This is a genomic window from Nocardia sp. NPDC004068, assembly GCF_042874315.1.
GTDB lineage: Bacteria > Actinomycetota > Actinomycetes > Mycobacteriales > Mycobacteriaceae > Nocardia.
In genome coordinates, this window is the sequence record NZ_JBIAMW010000003.1 from 489570 (window position 1) to 503541 (window position 13972).

Annotated in this window: 16 protein-coding genes and 3 tRNA genes; 13 read left to right on the top strand and 6 right to left on the bottom strand. The window is 70.5% G+C overall.

The features are described 5' to 3' along the window. A complete protein-coding gene (hisC, locus tag ACFYTQ_RS09795) occupies positions 1 to 1074 on the bottom strand; it encodes a histidinol-phosphate transaminase (RefSeq protein ID WP_387358787.1) in 1074 nt (357 codons plus the stop codon). Positions 1075 to 1199: 125 nt separating this feature from the next. Between hisC and ACFYTQ_RS09800 the strand changes: the two genes are divergently transcribed. The 7 genes from ACFYTQ_RS09800 (at position 1200) to ACFYTQ_RS09830 (ending at position 5693) form a co-directional block, all read left to right on the top strand. Next, positions 1200 to 1895 (top strand): dienelactone hydrolase family protein, encoded by a 696-nt coding sequence (locus ACFYTQ_RS09800; protein WP_387358789.1) that lies wholly within the window; start codon positions 1200 to 1202, stop codon positions 1893 to 1895. 86 nt (positions 1896 to 1981) lie between these two features. Next, positions 1982 to 2071, top strand: a tRNA-Ser gene (locus ACFYTQ_RS09805). A 20-nt stretch (positions 2072 to 2091) separates the two neighbouring features. Continuing rightward, a tRNA-Arg gene (locus ACFYTQ_RS09810) sits at positions 2092 to 2164 on the top strand. Between the two features lie 167 nt (positions 2165 to 2331). Then, positions 2332 to 3471 (top strand): DNA cytosine methyltransferase, encoded by a 1140-nt coding sequence (locus ACFYTQ_RS09815; protein ID WP_387359201.1) that lies wholly within the window; start codon positions 2332 to 2334, stop codon positions 3469 to 3471. A 30-nt stretch (positions 3472 to 3501) separates the two neighbouring features. Next, positions 3502 to 3918 carry a very short patch repair endonuclease gene (locus ACFYTQ_RS09820; protein ID WP_387358791.1) on the top strand — a complete coding sequence of 139 codons (417 nt, stop codon included), beginning with the start codon at positions 3502 to 3504 and terminating at the stop codon, positions 3916 to 3918. A gap of 73 nt (positions 3919 to 3991) precedes the next feature. After that, the gene (locus tag ACFYTQ_RS09825; RefSeq protein ID WP_387358793.1) at positions 3992 to 4816 is read left to right on the top strand and encodes a DUF998 domain-containing protein; all 825 of its coding nucleotides are present in this window, start codon (positions 3992 to 3994) and stop codon (positions 4814 to 4816) included. 115 nt (positions 4817 to 4931) lie between these two features. After that, the gene (locus ACFYTQ_RS09830; RefSeq protein ID WP_387358795.1) at positions 4932 to 5693 is read left to right on the top strand and encodes a maleylpyruvate isomerase family mycothiol-dependent enzyme; all 762 of its coding nucleotides are present in this window, start codon (positions 4932 to 4934) and stop codon (positions 5691 to 5693) included. 21 nt (positions 5694 to 5714) lie between these two features. On the opposite strand, the gene ACFYTQ_RS09835 is transcribed toward ACFYTQ_RS09830, so the two are convergent. Next, positions 5715 to 5978 (bottom strand): putative quinol monooxygenase, encoded by a 264-nt coding sequence (locus ACFYTQ_RS09835; RefSeq protein WP_387358797.1) that lies wholly within the window; start codon positions 5976 to 5978, stop codon positions 5715 to 5717. Positions 5979 to 6136: 158 nt separating this feature from the next. On the opposite strand from ACFYTQ_RS09835, the gene ACFYTQ_RS09840 reads away from it, so the two are divergent. The 3 genes from ACFYTQ_RS09840 to ACFYTQ_RS09850 all read left to right on the top strand — a co-directional run bounded on the left by ACFYTQ_RS09840 (position 6137) and on the right by ACFYTQ_RS09850 (position 10760). Continuing rightward, on the top strand, positions 6137 to 7999 hold the full coding sequence (locus ACFYTQ_RS09840; RefSeq protein WP_387358799.1) for an ABC transporter ATP-binding protein: 1863 nt from the start codon (positions 6137 to 6139) through the stop codon (positions 7997 to 7999). Next, positions 7953 to 9842: an ABC transporter ATP-binding protein gene (locus ACFYTQ_RS09845; RefSeq protein ID WP_387358801.1), complete on the top strand. Its 1890-nt coding sequence runs from the start codon at positions 7953 to 7955 to the stop codon at positions 9840 to 9842. The genes ACFYTQ_RS09840 and ACFYTQ_RS09845 overlap by 47 nt, the downstream gene beginning before the upstream one ends. Before the next feature lie 321 nt (positions 9843 to 10163). Next, entirely contained in the window at positions 10164 to 10760 is a 597-nt protein-coding gene (locus ACFYTQ_RS09850; protein WP_387359203.1) for a putative glycolipid-binding domain-containing protein, read from the top strand. A 10-nt stretch (positions 10761 to 10770) separates the two neighbouring features. On the opposite strand, the gene ACFYTQ_RS09855 is transcribed toward ACFYTQ_RS09850, so the two are convergent. Further along, complete coding sequence (locus ACFYTQ_RS09855; protein WP_387358803.1) at positions 10771 to 11712, bottom strand: prephenate dehydrogenase; 942 nt, start codon at positions 11710 to 11712, stop codon at positions 10771 to 10773. Positions 11713 to 11770: 58 nt separating this feature from the next. Between ACFYTQ_RS09855 and ACFYTQ_RS09860 the strand changes: the two genes are divergently transcribed. The 3 genes from ACFYTQ_RS09860 to ACFYTQ_RS09870 all read left to right on the top strand — a co-directional run bounded on the left by ACFYTQ_RS09860 (position 11771) and on the right by ACFYTQ_RS09870 (position 12904). After that, positions 11771 to 12307 (top strand): tRNA adenosine deaminase-associated protein, encoded by a 537-nt coding sequence (locus tag ACFYTQ_RS09860; RefSeq protein ID WP_387358805.1) that lies wholly within the window; start codon positions 11771 to 11773, stop codon positions 12305 to 12307. Positions 12308 to 12311: 4 nt separating this feature from the next. After that, positions 12312 to 12767, top strand: coding sequence for a nucleoside deaminase (locus tag ACFYTQ_RS09865; RefSeq protein ID WP_387358807.1), 456 nt, complete (start codon positions 12312 to 12314; stop codon positions 12765 to 12767). A 46-nt stretch (positions 12768 to 12813) separates the two neighbouring features. Next, positions 12814 to 12904, top strand: a tRNA-Ser gene (locus ACFYTQ_RS09870). Positions 12905 to 12963: 59 nt separating this feature from the next. Here the strand turns inward: ACFYTQ_RS09870 and ACFYTQ_RS09875 are convergent. From ACFYTQ_RS09875 to ACFYTQ_RS09885, 3 genes are all read right to left on the bottom strand, one after another. After that, positions 12964 to 13263, bottom strand: a complete 300-nt coding sequence (locus ACFYTQ_RS09875; RefSeq protein ID WP_387358809.1) for a DUF6968 family protein — start codon at positions 13261 to 13263, stop codon at positions 12964 to 12966. Further along, positions 13260 to 13568: a DUF6968 family protein gene (locus ACFYTQ_RS09880; protein WP_387358811.1), complete on the bottom strand. Its 309-nt coding sequence runs from the start codon at positions 13566 to 13568 to the stop codon at positions 13260 to 13262. The genes ACFYTQ_RS09875 and ACFYTQ_RS09880 overlap by 4 nt, the downstream gene beginning before the upstream one ends. Before the next feature lie 205 nt (positions 13569 to 13773). After that, positions 13774 to 13962 carry a DUF6374 family protein gene (locus ACFYTQ_RS09885; protein WP_387358813.1) on the bottom strand — a complete coding sequence of 63 codons (189 nt, stop codon included), beginning with the start codon at positions 13960 to 13962 and terminating at the stop codon, positions 13774 to 13776. Positions 13963 to 13972 lie beyond the last annotated feature (10 nt).

A 13972-nucleotide genomic window follows, 5' to 3' on the forward strand; every position in this document is an offset into this window, starting at 1 on the left:
TCAGCCCAGGAACCGGGCGAGGACGTCCGGATCGGTGGCGAAGGCGAGGAACAGATCGTTCTCGTGCGGATCGCCCGCGGTCACCCGCACCCCGTCGATGCCGTAGGGCCGCACCAGAACTCCCGCGCTCGCGCTCGCCTCACCGAAGTCGGCGCTGCGCTCGCCCAGCGGTAGCCAGAGGAAATTCGCCTCGCTCGGCGGCACGGTGTACCCGGCCGCGATCAGCGCCGTTCGCATCCGATCCCGCTCGGCGACCACGTGATCGGTGCGGTCGAGCAGTTCGTGCCGGGCCTCGAGCGAGGCGATGGCCGCGGCCTGCGCGAGCCGGTTCACGCTGAACGGGATGTGCACCTTCAACAGCGCCGTGATCACCTCGGGATCGCCCACGGCATATCCCACGCGCAGCCCGGCCAGCCCGTACGCCTTCGAGAACGTCCGCAGCACAAGCACATTCGGCCGCGTCCGGCCGATCTCCACGCCGTCGGGGTGATCGTCCACGCGCAGGTACTCGTAGTACGCCTCGTCCAGCACCACCAGGATGTGATCGGCCACCGCGTCCAGGAACCGCTCCAGCTCCGCGCGCCCGTAGGCCGTGCCGGTCGGATTGTTCGGATTGCAGACGAAGATCAACTTGGTGCGCTCGGTGATCGCGGCGGCCATCGCCTCGAAGTCGTGCGCGTACCCCTCGGTGAGCGGCACCTGGATCGCGCGCGCGTTGCCGACCTGGGTGACGATCGGATACGCCTCGAACGACCGCCACGCGAACAACACCTCGTCCGTCGGTGCCGCGCAGGTGATCTGCACCAGCTCCTGGCACAACGCCACACTCCCGCAGCCGACGGCGACATTCGCGACCTCGACCCCGTGGAACGCCGCGACGGCCGCGCGAAGTTCGCTCGCCATGTTGTCCGGGTACCGGTTGGCGGTCTCGGCGGCCTCGGCGATGGCCTTCACGACGGTCGGCAACGGGCCCAGGGTGGTCTCGTTGCTGGCCAGTTTCACCGCGCCGGGATTGCTCCGGCCGGGGGTGTATGCCGGAATCGAGTCGAGGTCCGGGCGGATACGAGCGGTCACAGCAACCACCCTAGAACGTGCCGGAGGAACCGGATCAGAGTGTGGTCGCCGCCGGAAATTTTCCGTGGACCACCCCTCACATGCGACTTCTCCCGAAATTTATGAAGGCGAACTACCCTGAACGCATGTCGGGCCTCTACCGAGATCACGCGCCGGTGCGTTCCGCCGCGGCACCGGCTTCGGTCCCCATCACCGTGCACGAACCGGACGGTCCCGCGCGCGGCGGCATCGTCGTCCTGCACGAATCCCGGGAGTTCGCCGACGCATTGCTGGCCTTCATGCGGGCGCTCGCGGGGGAGGGCTGGATCGTGGTGGCACCCAATCTGTTCCACCGCGACGGCCAGACCGCCGAGAAGGTGTTCGGCGACGAACTGTTCGACGATTTCGACGCCTGTTTCGACTGGCTGATCCGCCGCGGCGTGATCGCCGACTGCGTGGGCGTGCTCGGTTTCGACTCCGCCGGAACGGCCGCCCTGCTGGTGGCGACCGACCGCCGGATCGGCGCCGCGGTGAGCGTGGCCGCGCCCGGCATCGCCGAACCGCTGACCGACCAGGCCACCGCGCTCGTGCGCGCCGCGCCGCGGCTGCAAGCGCCCTGGCTCGGGCTCTACGGCGAGTCGGACGCCGCCACGCCGCCGGAGGAGGTCGAGAGCCTGCGGGACGCCGCGGGCAGCGCGGCGGTCGCCACCCTCGTGGTCACCTATCCGGGCCTGCACCACCGCGCCGACGAACCGAATCTCGAGGCGCACGCCGACGACGACGGCACCGCGATCGACGCGCGCACGCGCATCTTCGACTGGTTCGACAGCCACCTGCGATGACCAGCCGTTTTGCTTGTTGAGCGGTCGATCTGTACTCTTGCGTCTCGGCGGTTCGAAAGGACCGGGCCCTCGACGAGAAGGCTCCAGGAGGCGTGCCAGAGCGGCCGAATGGGACTCACTGCTAATGAGTTGTCCCTTCACGGGGACCGGAGGTTCAAATCCTCTCGCCTCCGCCACACAACTGAACATTGATCTTGCGCCCGTAGCTCAACGGATAGAGCATCTGACTACGGATCAGAAGGTTGGGAGTTCGAGTCTCTCCGGGCGCGCCTCACCACTGTCCCCCCTCGGTCGAATCCGATGGGGGACAGTCGTTTTCGCGGAAAGTCCCGGTGTCGATCGCCACCGGCGGCCACCGGCTCGAGTAACGTGCTTGCGCGGGCGTCGCGGGCGCCCTTCGGACTCGGGCGAAAGGACAGGCGTGACGGGCGCGCGGATGGTCGGGCTGTTCGCCGGGATCGGCGGTCTCGAGCTCGGGCTGTCCGCGCACGGCTGGTCGACCGAATTGCTGTGCGAGATCGACCTCGGCGCGCGGGCCGTGCTCGGGGCGCGCTTCCCCGAGGTCGAATTGCACAGCGACGTCACCCGATTACGGGCGCTGCCGTCGGGCACCGAACTCGTCGCGGCCGGATTCCCCTGCCAGGATCTGTCCCAGGCCGGGCGGACCGCCGGAATCACCGGCGCCCGTTCCGGTTTGGTGGACGAGGTGTTCCGGCTGGTGCGCCGCCGCCGGGGTCCGCGCTGGCTGCTGATCGAGAACGTGCCGTTCATGCTGCAACTGGGTCGCGGGCAGGCCATGCGGCACATCACCACCGCGCTCGAGGAGCTCGGATACACCTGGGCCTATCGGGTCGTCGACGCGCGCGCGTTCGGCCTGCCGCAGCGGCGGCAGCGGGTGCTGATGCTGGCCTCGCGCACCGAGGACCCGCGCCCGGTGCTGTTCGGTCCCGACGCCGGGCCGCGCGCGGTCGGCGATCCCGGCGTCGATCCGTGCGGGTTCTACTGGACCGAGGGCGTGCGCGGGCTGGGCTGGGCGGTCAACGCGGTGCCCACGCTCAAGGGCGGATCCGGGCTGGGCATCGCGAGCCCGCCCGCGGTGCGCCTGCCCTCCGGCGAGATCGTCACCCCGGGCATCACCGATGCCGAACGGCTGCAAGGCTTTTCCCGGGACTGGACCGAACCGGCGGTGCGCGCGGCGGGCGTGCGGCCCGGGCACCGCTGGAAACTGGTGGGCAACGCGGTGAGCGTGCGGATGGCGTCCTGGGTGGGCGGCCGGTTGGCCGCGCCCGCCGACGATCCGCTGCCCGACGAGCTGCCCCTGTCCGGGCCCTGGCCCACCGCCGCCTGGGGCCGCGGCGGGCAGGCGTATCGCGTACCCGTCTCGACCTGGCCGGTGCACGAGCCGTACGAGGATCTGCGCTGGTTCCTCGACGACGCCCGCCTGCTGTCGGCGCGGGCCACCGCCGGATTCCTGCGCCGGGCGGCCCGGGGCAGCCTGCGCTTCCCGCCCGGGTTCCTCACCGACGTGGAGAATCATCTGCTGCGGATGGGAGGCTTTCCGCAGGAGGCCGCCTGAGCCTCGCCCGATCTCGACCCCAGGACGTGTATGAGCCCCGGACGACCGGCCACCGACGCGGCGACCAGCGCTCGGATGTCGCGGCAACGCCGGGTGGGCACCGCCCCGGAAACCGCGCTGCGCAAGGAGTTACACCGCCGCGGCCTGCGCTTCTTCGTCGACCGGGCGCCGCTGCCCGGCCTGCGCCGCCGCGCCGACCTGGTCTTCCCGCGCCGCAAGGTGGCCGTCTACGTGGACGGCTGTTTTTGGCACAGCTGCCCGCGGCACGCGACCCGGCCGAAGAACAACGCCGAGTGGTGGGCCGAGAAGCTGGCCGGGAATGTGGCCCGCGACCGCGACACCGACGCGCGGCTCACGGCCGCGGGCTGGGTGGTCGTCCGGGTGTGGGAGCACGAGAACGCGTCCGACGCGGCCGATCGGGTACAGGCGGTGATGCCGGGCCGATAGGCCATGATGGAAAGGGAGGAAACGGGCCGACCAGTCTCGGGTCGGTCGCCGCGACGCCTCAGGGACGAGGGCAATGACGTCGAGCGAGTACCACGGCGCGAGTGTGGCGGTCCTGCAGCGTCCGCCGCCGGATCGCGACCGCCCGCGGCTCCTGCGCTGGTGCGTCGCGGCCGCGATCGCCCTGGCCGGGATCTGCTACTCGTCCTGGGTGCTGGAGTTCGTGTTGCCGCTGGGGCTGGATCCGGTCACGTCGTTTTTGAGCGAACTCGACGCCGAGGGCCGCCCGTATCGCTGGGTGTTCTCCGTCGCCGACACGGTCAGCGGGACGCTGGCGCTGCTCGCGGCGATCGGGGGCCTGTTCGCGTTCTCCCGGCGTCCGCTGTCCACCGTGGGCTGGGTGGCGCTGGGCTGCTTCGGGGCCGCGACGATCGCCGACGCGCAGTGGCCGCTGCGGCCGTGCTCGAACTGCGGCGGGGACAGTGGGCTGTTCCCGCAGCTGCATCAGGTCCACGCCCTGACCAGTACGTTGGCCGTGACGTCGATCTTCGTCGCGATGATCGGATTCAGCGTGGCGGCGTTCCGCTACCGGCGCTGGCCGATCCTGCGGCATTCGGGTCTGTGGATTCTCCTGCTGGGTTCGGCGGTCACCGCGTGGCTGCTCATCGCCGACAACCTGCCCGGCAACTACGCGCTCGGCGTCGCCCAGCGCATCCAGGTCGGCGCGATGTCGCTGTGGCTGATCGCGCTGGCCGTGCAGATCTGGGTCGCCGACCGCGCGCTCAACGACGCCGAATCCGCACCGCCACCAATGACTTCGGCGCGGCGGACGCGAGCGCCTCGGAGGCGGCCATGGCGGCGAACACCGCCAGCACCAGGGACAGGACGACAACTTCGATAACCGTGCTCATATCCCCACGATGGGCGCCGCGGCTGGCAGGGGTCCGTGGCGAAGATCGGAAAAACCTGAGAGTCCGTGGCGACCGCCGCCGTGCCCGTGGGTAATCTCGACATCCGTGACCAGCGACACGCCGGACGACCTGCTCGATACCGTCGCGGCGGCGACGCAATGCCTGACCGACGCGGTGGCCGCGCTCACCGACGCCGACGTGCCCGAACCCTCCCTGCTGCCCGGCTGGACCCGCGGCCATGTGCTCGCCCATCTGTCCCGCAACGCCGACGGCCTGCTGAATCTGCTGCTGTGGGCCCGCACCGGCATCGAGACCCCGCAGTACGCGAGCCAATTCCTGCGCGACTCCGATATCGAGGCGGGCGCGCCCCGCCCGCTCGCCGAACAGCTCGACGACCTGCGCGTCACCGCCGACCGCTGGCTCGCCCTGGCCCGCGCCATGCCCGCCGACCGCTGGTCGGCACTCGTGCGCGCCCGCACCGGCAAACAGCTGCCCGCCGCCACGATCCCGTGGCTTCGCCTGCGCGAGATCGAGATTCACCACGTCGACCTCGCCATCGGCTACGGCCCGGCGGACTGGCCCGCCCCCTTCGTCGCCCGCATGCTCACCGAGGTCACCGCGGGCCTCGACCACGCGACCGAGAACACCCGCCCCGCCGACGCCAAACCCATGACCTCGGATCCGGCCCATCCCGCCCCGGCGAGTTTCACGGTCCGGACCACCGACACCGGCTTCACCGCGACCGTCGGCACGGCCCCGGCGACCGAGATCAGCGGTCCGGCCGCGAGCGTGCTGGCCTGGCTGATCGGCCGCTCCGACGGGGGCGATCTGACCGGCGACCTGCCGCCGCTGCCCGCCTGGCTCTGACCCGGGTACCGGGCGCGAACCTCACTCCGGGCAGTCGAATTCGCGCACGTCCGCCGAGACGATCCGGGCCACGAAGAACTCACCCGGTCCCTCCCGGAACGCGTCCAGCGCGGCGCGGCCGGTCCAGCGCTCGTAGACGTTCACCCGATCCGCCTCGAGCAGATCCGCGCCGAGCGCGTAATCCAGGCAGCCGTCCGCGGCCCGCGCGGCGGCCACCACCTCGTGGCACATCTCGAGATACCGCTCCCGGTCGAGGACGCGAAGACGCCCGGCGACGATCAGCATCCGCGCAGTGTATCGAGGACGCGAAGATGCCCGGCGACGATCAGCATCCGGGCAGTGTACTGCCGCGCGGATCCCCGGCGAGCCGGAAAACCGGTTGGCGGAAACCGGGACAGCTGGCAGCCTGGACTCATTCCGCGAACAACCGAGGGGGAACACTCATGTCTGTCGCCCTGGCGGGCGCCGCATCCGATTCGGAGGCCGACTGTACCCGGCCCGGCGCGCCGATCGATCCCGCGCCGACGGGTCCGCTGCGGCGGATGTGGCCCGATATCCGTTGGTACCGTTGGCCTTTGGCCATCAGCGCGGTGCTGTCCACGCTCGGGATGCTCGGTGACATCCTGCTGCCCGTGATCACCGGGCACATCGTCGACGGACCGGTGGCCCACCGCGATTTCGACGGCATCTGGGCGCCGATCGGCTGGTTGATCGCGCTCAGCGTCCTCACCACCTGGACGGCGTGGACCCGGCGCTGGATCATCGCCCGCCCGGCCGCGCTGCTCGAGGTCTCGTTGCGCGCGTCGCTGTTCCGGCGGTTGCAGATCCTGTCCGTGGGCGCGCACGACGGGATGGAGTCCGGACAGCTGACCTCGCGCGCCATCACCGACATGTCCACGCTGCGAAGGTATTTCGCGTTCGTGGCCCCGTCGCTGCTGTCGTTGATCATGGGGCTCGGCATCGGGCTCGGGGTGCTGTTCGCCTACAGCTGGCAGATCGGTCTGGTGCAGGCCGCCATCGGCGTGCCGCTGGTGCTGCTGTCGCTGCGCTTCGAGCAGGAGTACGGCCGCGCCTCGCGGCGGGCCCAGGACCAGTCGGGCGATCTCGCGACGACCGTGGAGGAGTCCGCGCAGGGCATCCGGGTACTCAAGGCGTTCGGCCGGGGTCTGTGGTTCGGGCGGCGGTTCCGGCGCGAGGCGCTGGAGTTGCGCCGCCTCGAGATGGACAAGGTCCGGCTCGCCGCGCGGCTGTGGACCGCGCTGAACGTGCTGTCCGGCCTGGGCATCGCGGCCGCGCTGGCGATCGGCGGCTATCTGCTGGTGCATCAGGCGATGACGCTGGGCACGCTCGTCGCGGGCATCACGCTGGCCACCTTCCTGCAATGGCCGATCATGGGCTTGGGCTTCCTGCTGGCCGAACTGAACCACGCCCGCACCGCCGCCGAACGCTACTGGGAGATTTTAGACACCCCGGTCACCATCACCGATCCGGAGACGCCGGTGCCGTTGCCCCGCCCGCTGCGCGGCGAATTGCGGTTCGACAACGTGCGTTTCCGCTTCCCCGACGCCGAACGCGATCTGCTGCACGACGTTTCGCTGCGGATCCGGCCCGGCGAGACGGTCGCGATCGTCGGCGCCACCGGCAGCGGTAAATCCGCGCTGCTCGGCCTGGTGCCGCGCCTGTTCGACGTGAGCGCGGGCACGGTCACCGTCGACGGCGTGGACGTGCGCGACGTGTCGCTCGCCGAACTGCGCACGGCGGTGTCGGTGGCCTTCGAGGATCCGGTGCTGTTCTCGGCCAGCGTGCGCGAGAACATCACCCTCGGCTACCCCGACGCCACGGTCGAGCAGATCCGCGCGGCCCTCGACGTCGCCTGCGCCACCGAATTCGTCGACGAACTGCCGTGGGGCCTGCGCACCCGCATCGGCGAACAGGGCCTGAGCCTGTCCGGCGGCCAGCGGCAACGCCTGGCCCTGGCCCGCGCGGTGCTGAACCGGCAGCGGCACGCGGGCGGGCACCTCGTCGTCCTCGACGATCCGCTCTCCGCGCTCGACGTCAGCACCGAGGAGGTGGTCCAGGCCCGCCTGCACGCCGCGCTCGCGGGGGCGACGGTGCTGCTGGTGGCCCACCGCCCCTCGACCGCCGCCTGGGCCGACCGGGTGGCCGTGCTCGACGAGGGCCGCATCATCGCCGACGGCCCGCACGAACGACTGCTCGAAACCTGTTCCCGCTACCGCGAACTGATGGGAGGTGACCTCGATGACGCAAGCGCAACAAGCGAATTCGCCGCGGACGGACGACGCTGACGACGACGAGTGGCGCGGCGTCGCGGCCGAGGAGTCCGAGGCCACCGACGCGGTGAACCTCGCCCTCGCGGCCCGCTCCCGGCGGCTGCTGTGGTCGCTGGTGCGGCCGTATCGGGTGGCGGCGCTGTGGTCGCTGGTGCTGATCGTGATCGACAACGCCGCCATGGTCTCCGCGCCGCTGTTCGTCGCGCACGGCGTGGACACCGGCGTGCGCCGGGCGCTCGCGGGCGACTGGCTGCCGCTGACCGTCGCGGTCGCGGGCGCCACCGGCTGCACGCTGCTGGGCGGGGTGACCACCTTCCTGTTCCTGCGCGTCTCGGGCCGACTCAGCCAGCAGGTGCTGTTCGATCTGCGGCTGCGGGTGTTCACGCACGTGCAGCGGCTGTCGATCGCGTTCCACGAGAACTACACCTCCGGCAAGATCGTCGCGCGGCTGACCAGCGATCTGGAATCGCTCGAGGATCTGCTCGAACGCGCCCTCAACGACGCGCTCAGCGCCGTGCTGTCGGTGGGCACGATCGCGGTCATCCTGTTGTGGCTCGACATCCCGCTGGCGCTGGTGGTGCTCGCGGGCTTCGTGCCGCTGGTGTACGTGACGCGTTGGGCGCAGCGGCGGCAGCGCGCCGGATACCGCCGCACCCGCGGCGCGATCGCCAAGGTGGTCGTGCACTTCGTGGAGACGATGGGCGGCATCCGCGCGGTGCAGACGTTCCGGCGCGAGGAGCGCAACGAGATCATCCTCGCCGACGAGGACGCCGAGTACCGGGCGGCGAACACGTCCGCGCTGCGCGGGATGGCCAACTACATCGGCCTGGTGCGGTTGATCAACAACGTGTCCACCGTGGTCATCCTGATCGTGGGCTCGTGGCGAGTCATCCACGGCCACACCGAGATCGGCGTGCTGGCGGCGTTCCTGCTGTACCTGCGGCAGTTCTACGGACCGCTGGACGAACTCGCGCAGGTGTTCAACTCCTACCAGTCCGCCGCGGCGGCGCTCGAGCGCGTCTCCGGGGTGCTCGAGGAGCGGCCGACCGTCGCCGAACCGGAGCGACCCCGGCCGCTGGATCGCGCACGCGGCGAATTGCGCCTGGAGACGGTGCGTTTCGAGTACCCGGCGCGAAAGACGCAGGGCGACAACGACACCGAGACGGCCGCGAAGACCGTCCTGCCGACGTTCTCGCTGACCATCCCGGCGGGCCAGGTGGTCGCGCTGGTCGGGGCGACCGGTGCGGGCAAGTCCACGCTGGCCAAACTGATCGCGCGGTTCTACGACCCCACCGGCGGCACGGTCCGGCTCGACGGCATCGATCTGCGCGACATCGCCGACGCCGACCTGCGCCGCAATGTGGCGATGGTGACCCAGGAGGCGTATCTGTTCTCCGGTTCGGTGGCCGACAACATCCGGCTGGGCAGGCCCGAGGCGACCGACGAACAGGTGTGGGCGGCCGCCCGCGCGGTCGGCCTGTACGACTTCGTCGACTCGCTGCCCGAGGGTTTCGACACCGATGTGCGCAAGCGCGGCGGCCGGCTGTCGGCCGGGCAACGCCAGCTGGTCGCGTTCGCCCGCGTCTTCCTCGCCGATCCGGCGGTGATCGTGCTGGACGAGGCGACCTCGAGCCTGGACATCCCCGGCGAACGGCAGGTGCAGCGCGCCCTGGAGACGGTCCTGCGCGACCGCACCGCGGTCATCATCGCGCACCGCCTCTCGACGGTCGCCATCGCCGACCGCGTGCTCGTCCTCGAGGGCGGCCGCATCGTGGAGGACGGCACCCCCGCCGAACTCATCGCCGCCACGGGCCGATTCGCCACCCTGCACACCGCTTGGCGCGAATCGCTCGTCTGATGGGAGTCATGGACGCGCCGCTCGGCCCACCGCCGTGGGCCGAGGGTGTCTGATTCGGCCTGGGCAGGGTGCGGTTCGGTGCGTGGGGATGCGTCGTTCGTGTGTCTGATTCGGCCTGGGCAGGGTGCGGTTCGGTGCGTGGGGATGCGTCGTTCGTGTGTCGGATTCGGCCCCGGCAGGGCGTGGTTCGGTCCACGGCCATGCGTCGTTCGTGTGACGGATTCGCCCCCCAGCAAGGCGTTGCTCGGTCCACCGCCGCGAGTCGCTTACCGTAGAGGGGTGAGCAATCCAGCCCAGGGCAATACGACGGCCCCCCAGGAGATCGATCCGGGCGCGGACTCGGCGGCGGACGGGTCGCGCTGGCCGGCGATTCTCACCTGGCGGGCGCACAACGGCTCGCGGATGGAGTCGGTGCGAGTCATCCTGAGCGGCAACCGGATTCGCGCCTCCGGCCGGATCATCGCCGGGGAGTGCGCCGACCATCCCGCCTTCAGCGCGTCCTACGATCTCAGCACCGACGAGAACGGCACGACCAAGCGGCTGTCGGTGCGCAGCACGGTCGCCGCGGGGGAGCGGCACGCCTCGATCGCCCGCGATCAGGAGAACTACTGGCTCATCGACGCCGGCGGCACCCACGTGCGGTCCACCTTCGGCGGCGCGCTCGACGTCGACGTCGTGCTGAGCCCGTTCTTCAACACCCTGCCGATCCGCCGGTACGGGCTGGCGCACGACACCGAGGACGTGCACGTCCCGGTCGTCTACGTCCGCCTGCCCGACCTTCTGGTCCAGGAGGCCACCCTCACCTACTCGAGCGGGGCCAACGGGATTCACGTCCTGTCCCCGGTGTCGTCGGCGACGGTGACCGTGGATCCCGACGGATTCCTGCTGGACTATCCGGGCCTCGCCGAACGGATCTGAGACGCGCGGCTCAGTCGAGTTCGCGAAGGACCCCGCCGCGTTGCCCGGCCGCGCGCAGCCGCTCCAGCCAATCCTGGTCGCCGGGGCGGACATCCGTGATCTCCCAGCGGTCGAGCGTGTCGTAGCGATCGCGTTCGCTGTACCCTGCGTCGATCAGTTCGCCGAGGGTGCCGTCCGCGGCGAGGCGGTCCCGGGCGTCGGTGAGCAGGCGCAGGACGTCGTCGAGGGCGTCGAGCAGCGCGGTCGCGTTGGGTTCGCAGATGGCACGCACCAGATCGGGAGCGGTGGCGGCCACGCGGGTCCCGTCGCGGAAGGACCCCGCCGCCAAGCCTAGAGCCAGATCACCGCCGCCCGCGCCCGCGACCGACAGCGCCTCGGCCAGAACGTGCGGCAGATGCGAGACGCGGGCCACCGCGCGGTCGTGGTCGTCGGCGGTCACCGGGACGACGACCGAACCGCAGTCCAGGGCGAGCCGGACCACCCGCGTCCACGGCTCCGCGCGCGTGCCCGGATCCACGCCGACCGCCCAGGCCGCACCCCGGAACAACTCGGAAGACGATGCGGTCCAACCGGATTCGGCCGTACCCGCCATCGGATGGCCGCCCACGTAGCGGGCGTCGAGTTCGTGCGCGCGCACGGTCGCGGCGACCGGGGCCTTCACGCTGATCACATCGGTCAGCGGACACTCGGGCGCGAACTCCTTGATATCGGTCAGGATCGCGGCCAGCGCGGGCATCGGCACGCCGATCACGAGCAGCGCGTCGGCCGCAGCCGCCCGCCGCAGCACGGCCCCGATATCGCCGTCGACGTCGAAACCGTCGGCGCGCGCGGCGTTCACACCGGTTTCCGACCGGTTGTACCCCCACGCGTCGTAACCTGCCGCGGTGGCCGCCCGCAGCACCGATCCGCCGATCAAGCCCGTCCCCAGCACGCACACCGCAGACTTTTTCACCGCACCAGATTCGCATACGACTTCAACATTTCCGCTGAAGCCGACTACCGTTGCGGCCATGGCACAGCGCTCGAGCACCAACAGGGCGGCGTCGGACGAATACGACGACGTGGAAGGGTTCGCCGTGGCGGTCGTCCGAGAGGAAAGCAAGTGGCGCGTCAGCCCACTGAGCCCAGCCGCTCTGACGAATCTGTCGGCGGCCGAGGACGAACTGCGCGCGCTGCGCAGCACCGGGGCGGTGTTCGGATTGCTGGATGTCGACGACGAATTCTTCATCGTCCTGCGCCCGGCCCCGACCGGTAGCAGGCTGCTGCTCTCCGACGCGACCGCAGCGATCGACTACGACATCGCCGCCGAGGTCCTCGAGGCGCTGAACATCGAGATCCCCGACATCGACCCGGACGAACTCGACGACATCGAGCCCTGGGAGGAGGGCGACCTCGCGGTGCTCGCCGACCTCGGCCTCCCCGAGCCGGTGCTCAGCGTCATCCTCACCGAGACCGACCTGTATCCCGACGAGCAGCTCGGCATGATCGCCCAGCGCCTCGGCTTCGCCAACGAGTTCGCCGCGGTCCTGGACAAACTCCCGCGCTGACCCGGTGCTCTCCGACGAGGACCTGATCCGCGCCGCCCTGTCCGCGGCCGCGACCGCCGACCCCCGCGACGTCCCCGTGGGCGCCGTGGTTGTCGACGCCACCGGCCGCGAACTCGCCCGCGCCGCCAACGCCCGCGAGGCCACCGGCGACCCCACCGCCCACGCCGAAATCCTCGCCCTGCGCGCCGCAGCCGCGGCCCACGGCGACGGCTGGCGCCTGGAAGGCTGCACCCTCGCCGTAACCCTCGAGCCCTGCACCATGTGCGCGGGCGCCCTCGTCCTCGCCCGCATCGACCGCCTGATCTTCGGCGCCTGGGAACCCAAGACCGGCGCAGTAGGCTCCCTCTGGGACGTAGTCCGAGACCGCCGCCTAACCCACCGCCCCCAAGTCCGAGGCGGCATCCTCGAACCCCTGTGCGCCGCCCCCCTCCAATCCTTCTTCCACCCCCACCGCCCCTGACCCCTCGATTTCGAGTTCCCCGGGTAGTTCCGGTAAAGTCACCCGCGGTGGCGTGTCCGAGCGGCCTAAGGAGCACGCCTCGAAAGCGTGTGTGGGGTAACCCCCCACCGAGGGTTCAAATCCCTCCGCCACCGCCATAAACCCCTCACTTGCCCTGCAGGTGAGGGGCTTTTTCCTGTTCCCACCTCGTGTCGACCTACATCGGCCCGCCCGACGGCGATGGCTCACCCCCAGAATCACTGTCCTCGACTCCGCGTGGCCAGTCTCGCGGAATTCCGAGGATCGCGCTGACGCTCTGGATAGCCGACATCAGCGCGTGGACGTCATCGATCCCCTCGGCATACGCGTCGGCGCGATCACCGATTCGATAGGGGCACAGGTGGATTGGTGGCCGTTCAGGATCGGCGCGTGGGCGGCCGAGGGTGACGTCGACCGGACCCGAGGGGGTGGTTACGGTCCTGGTGCCCAGTGGTGGCCCGAACTCGCGAGCGTTCATCGCTCGTCCGTCGCTCTGCCCGGGCTCCGCATGGGGAATCCGAGGTCGGAGCGGCCGAAGACGGTGTAGTGCGCGCCTCGGGCGTTGGCGCGCGCCAGGTCCTCACCGATACCGACCAATGCGGCGTAGACCGCGGCGAGCCCGTCGCGTCCGCGCACTACCTGGGTGTCGAAGCCGTCGATGCGGTAGGCGCATCGCCAGCCACCGGTTCCCGCGTCCGGGCGGGGGTCGGTGACCTCGATGCGCACTTCACGATCTCCGTCCTGGACGGTGCGTGTGACGACCACATCGGGCTCGTCGTTCAAGACAACCTCCTGCGACTCGAATTCGGTTGCGGGACAGCATCTATGTGAGCAACCTCGAAGACCGGCACCCACCCCCACCCCGCTCGGAAAGTGGGGCAGGACTGTCCACGGGGTGAGGGCGGGCCGGTCCTCATATCGAGCCTCCGATCCACTCGAACGCTGGGCAGGGGCGGTCGTCGGTGATCGGGGCTCGACGAATGGGGGGTCAGGCGACCTCGGAGCCTCGGTGGGCGGTGAGTTCCGAGAAGACGTACAGGCCGTGGGCGACCTTGCCCGACAAGATGTTCAGTTGTTCGGCGTCGAGGGGAGAGCTGGTGGCTGCGGCGGTGGCGAGGTTGTCGCGGACCTCTTCGAGCCACAATTGCGCTAGGTGGATGTGGCGATCGGGGGGCATGGGGTCGACA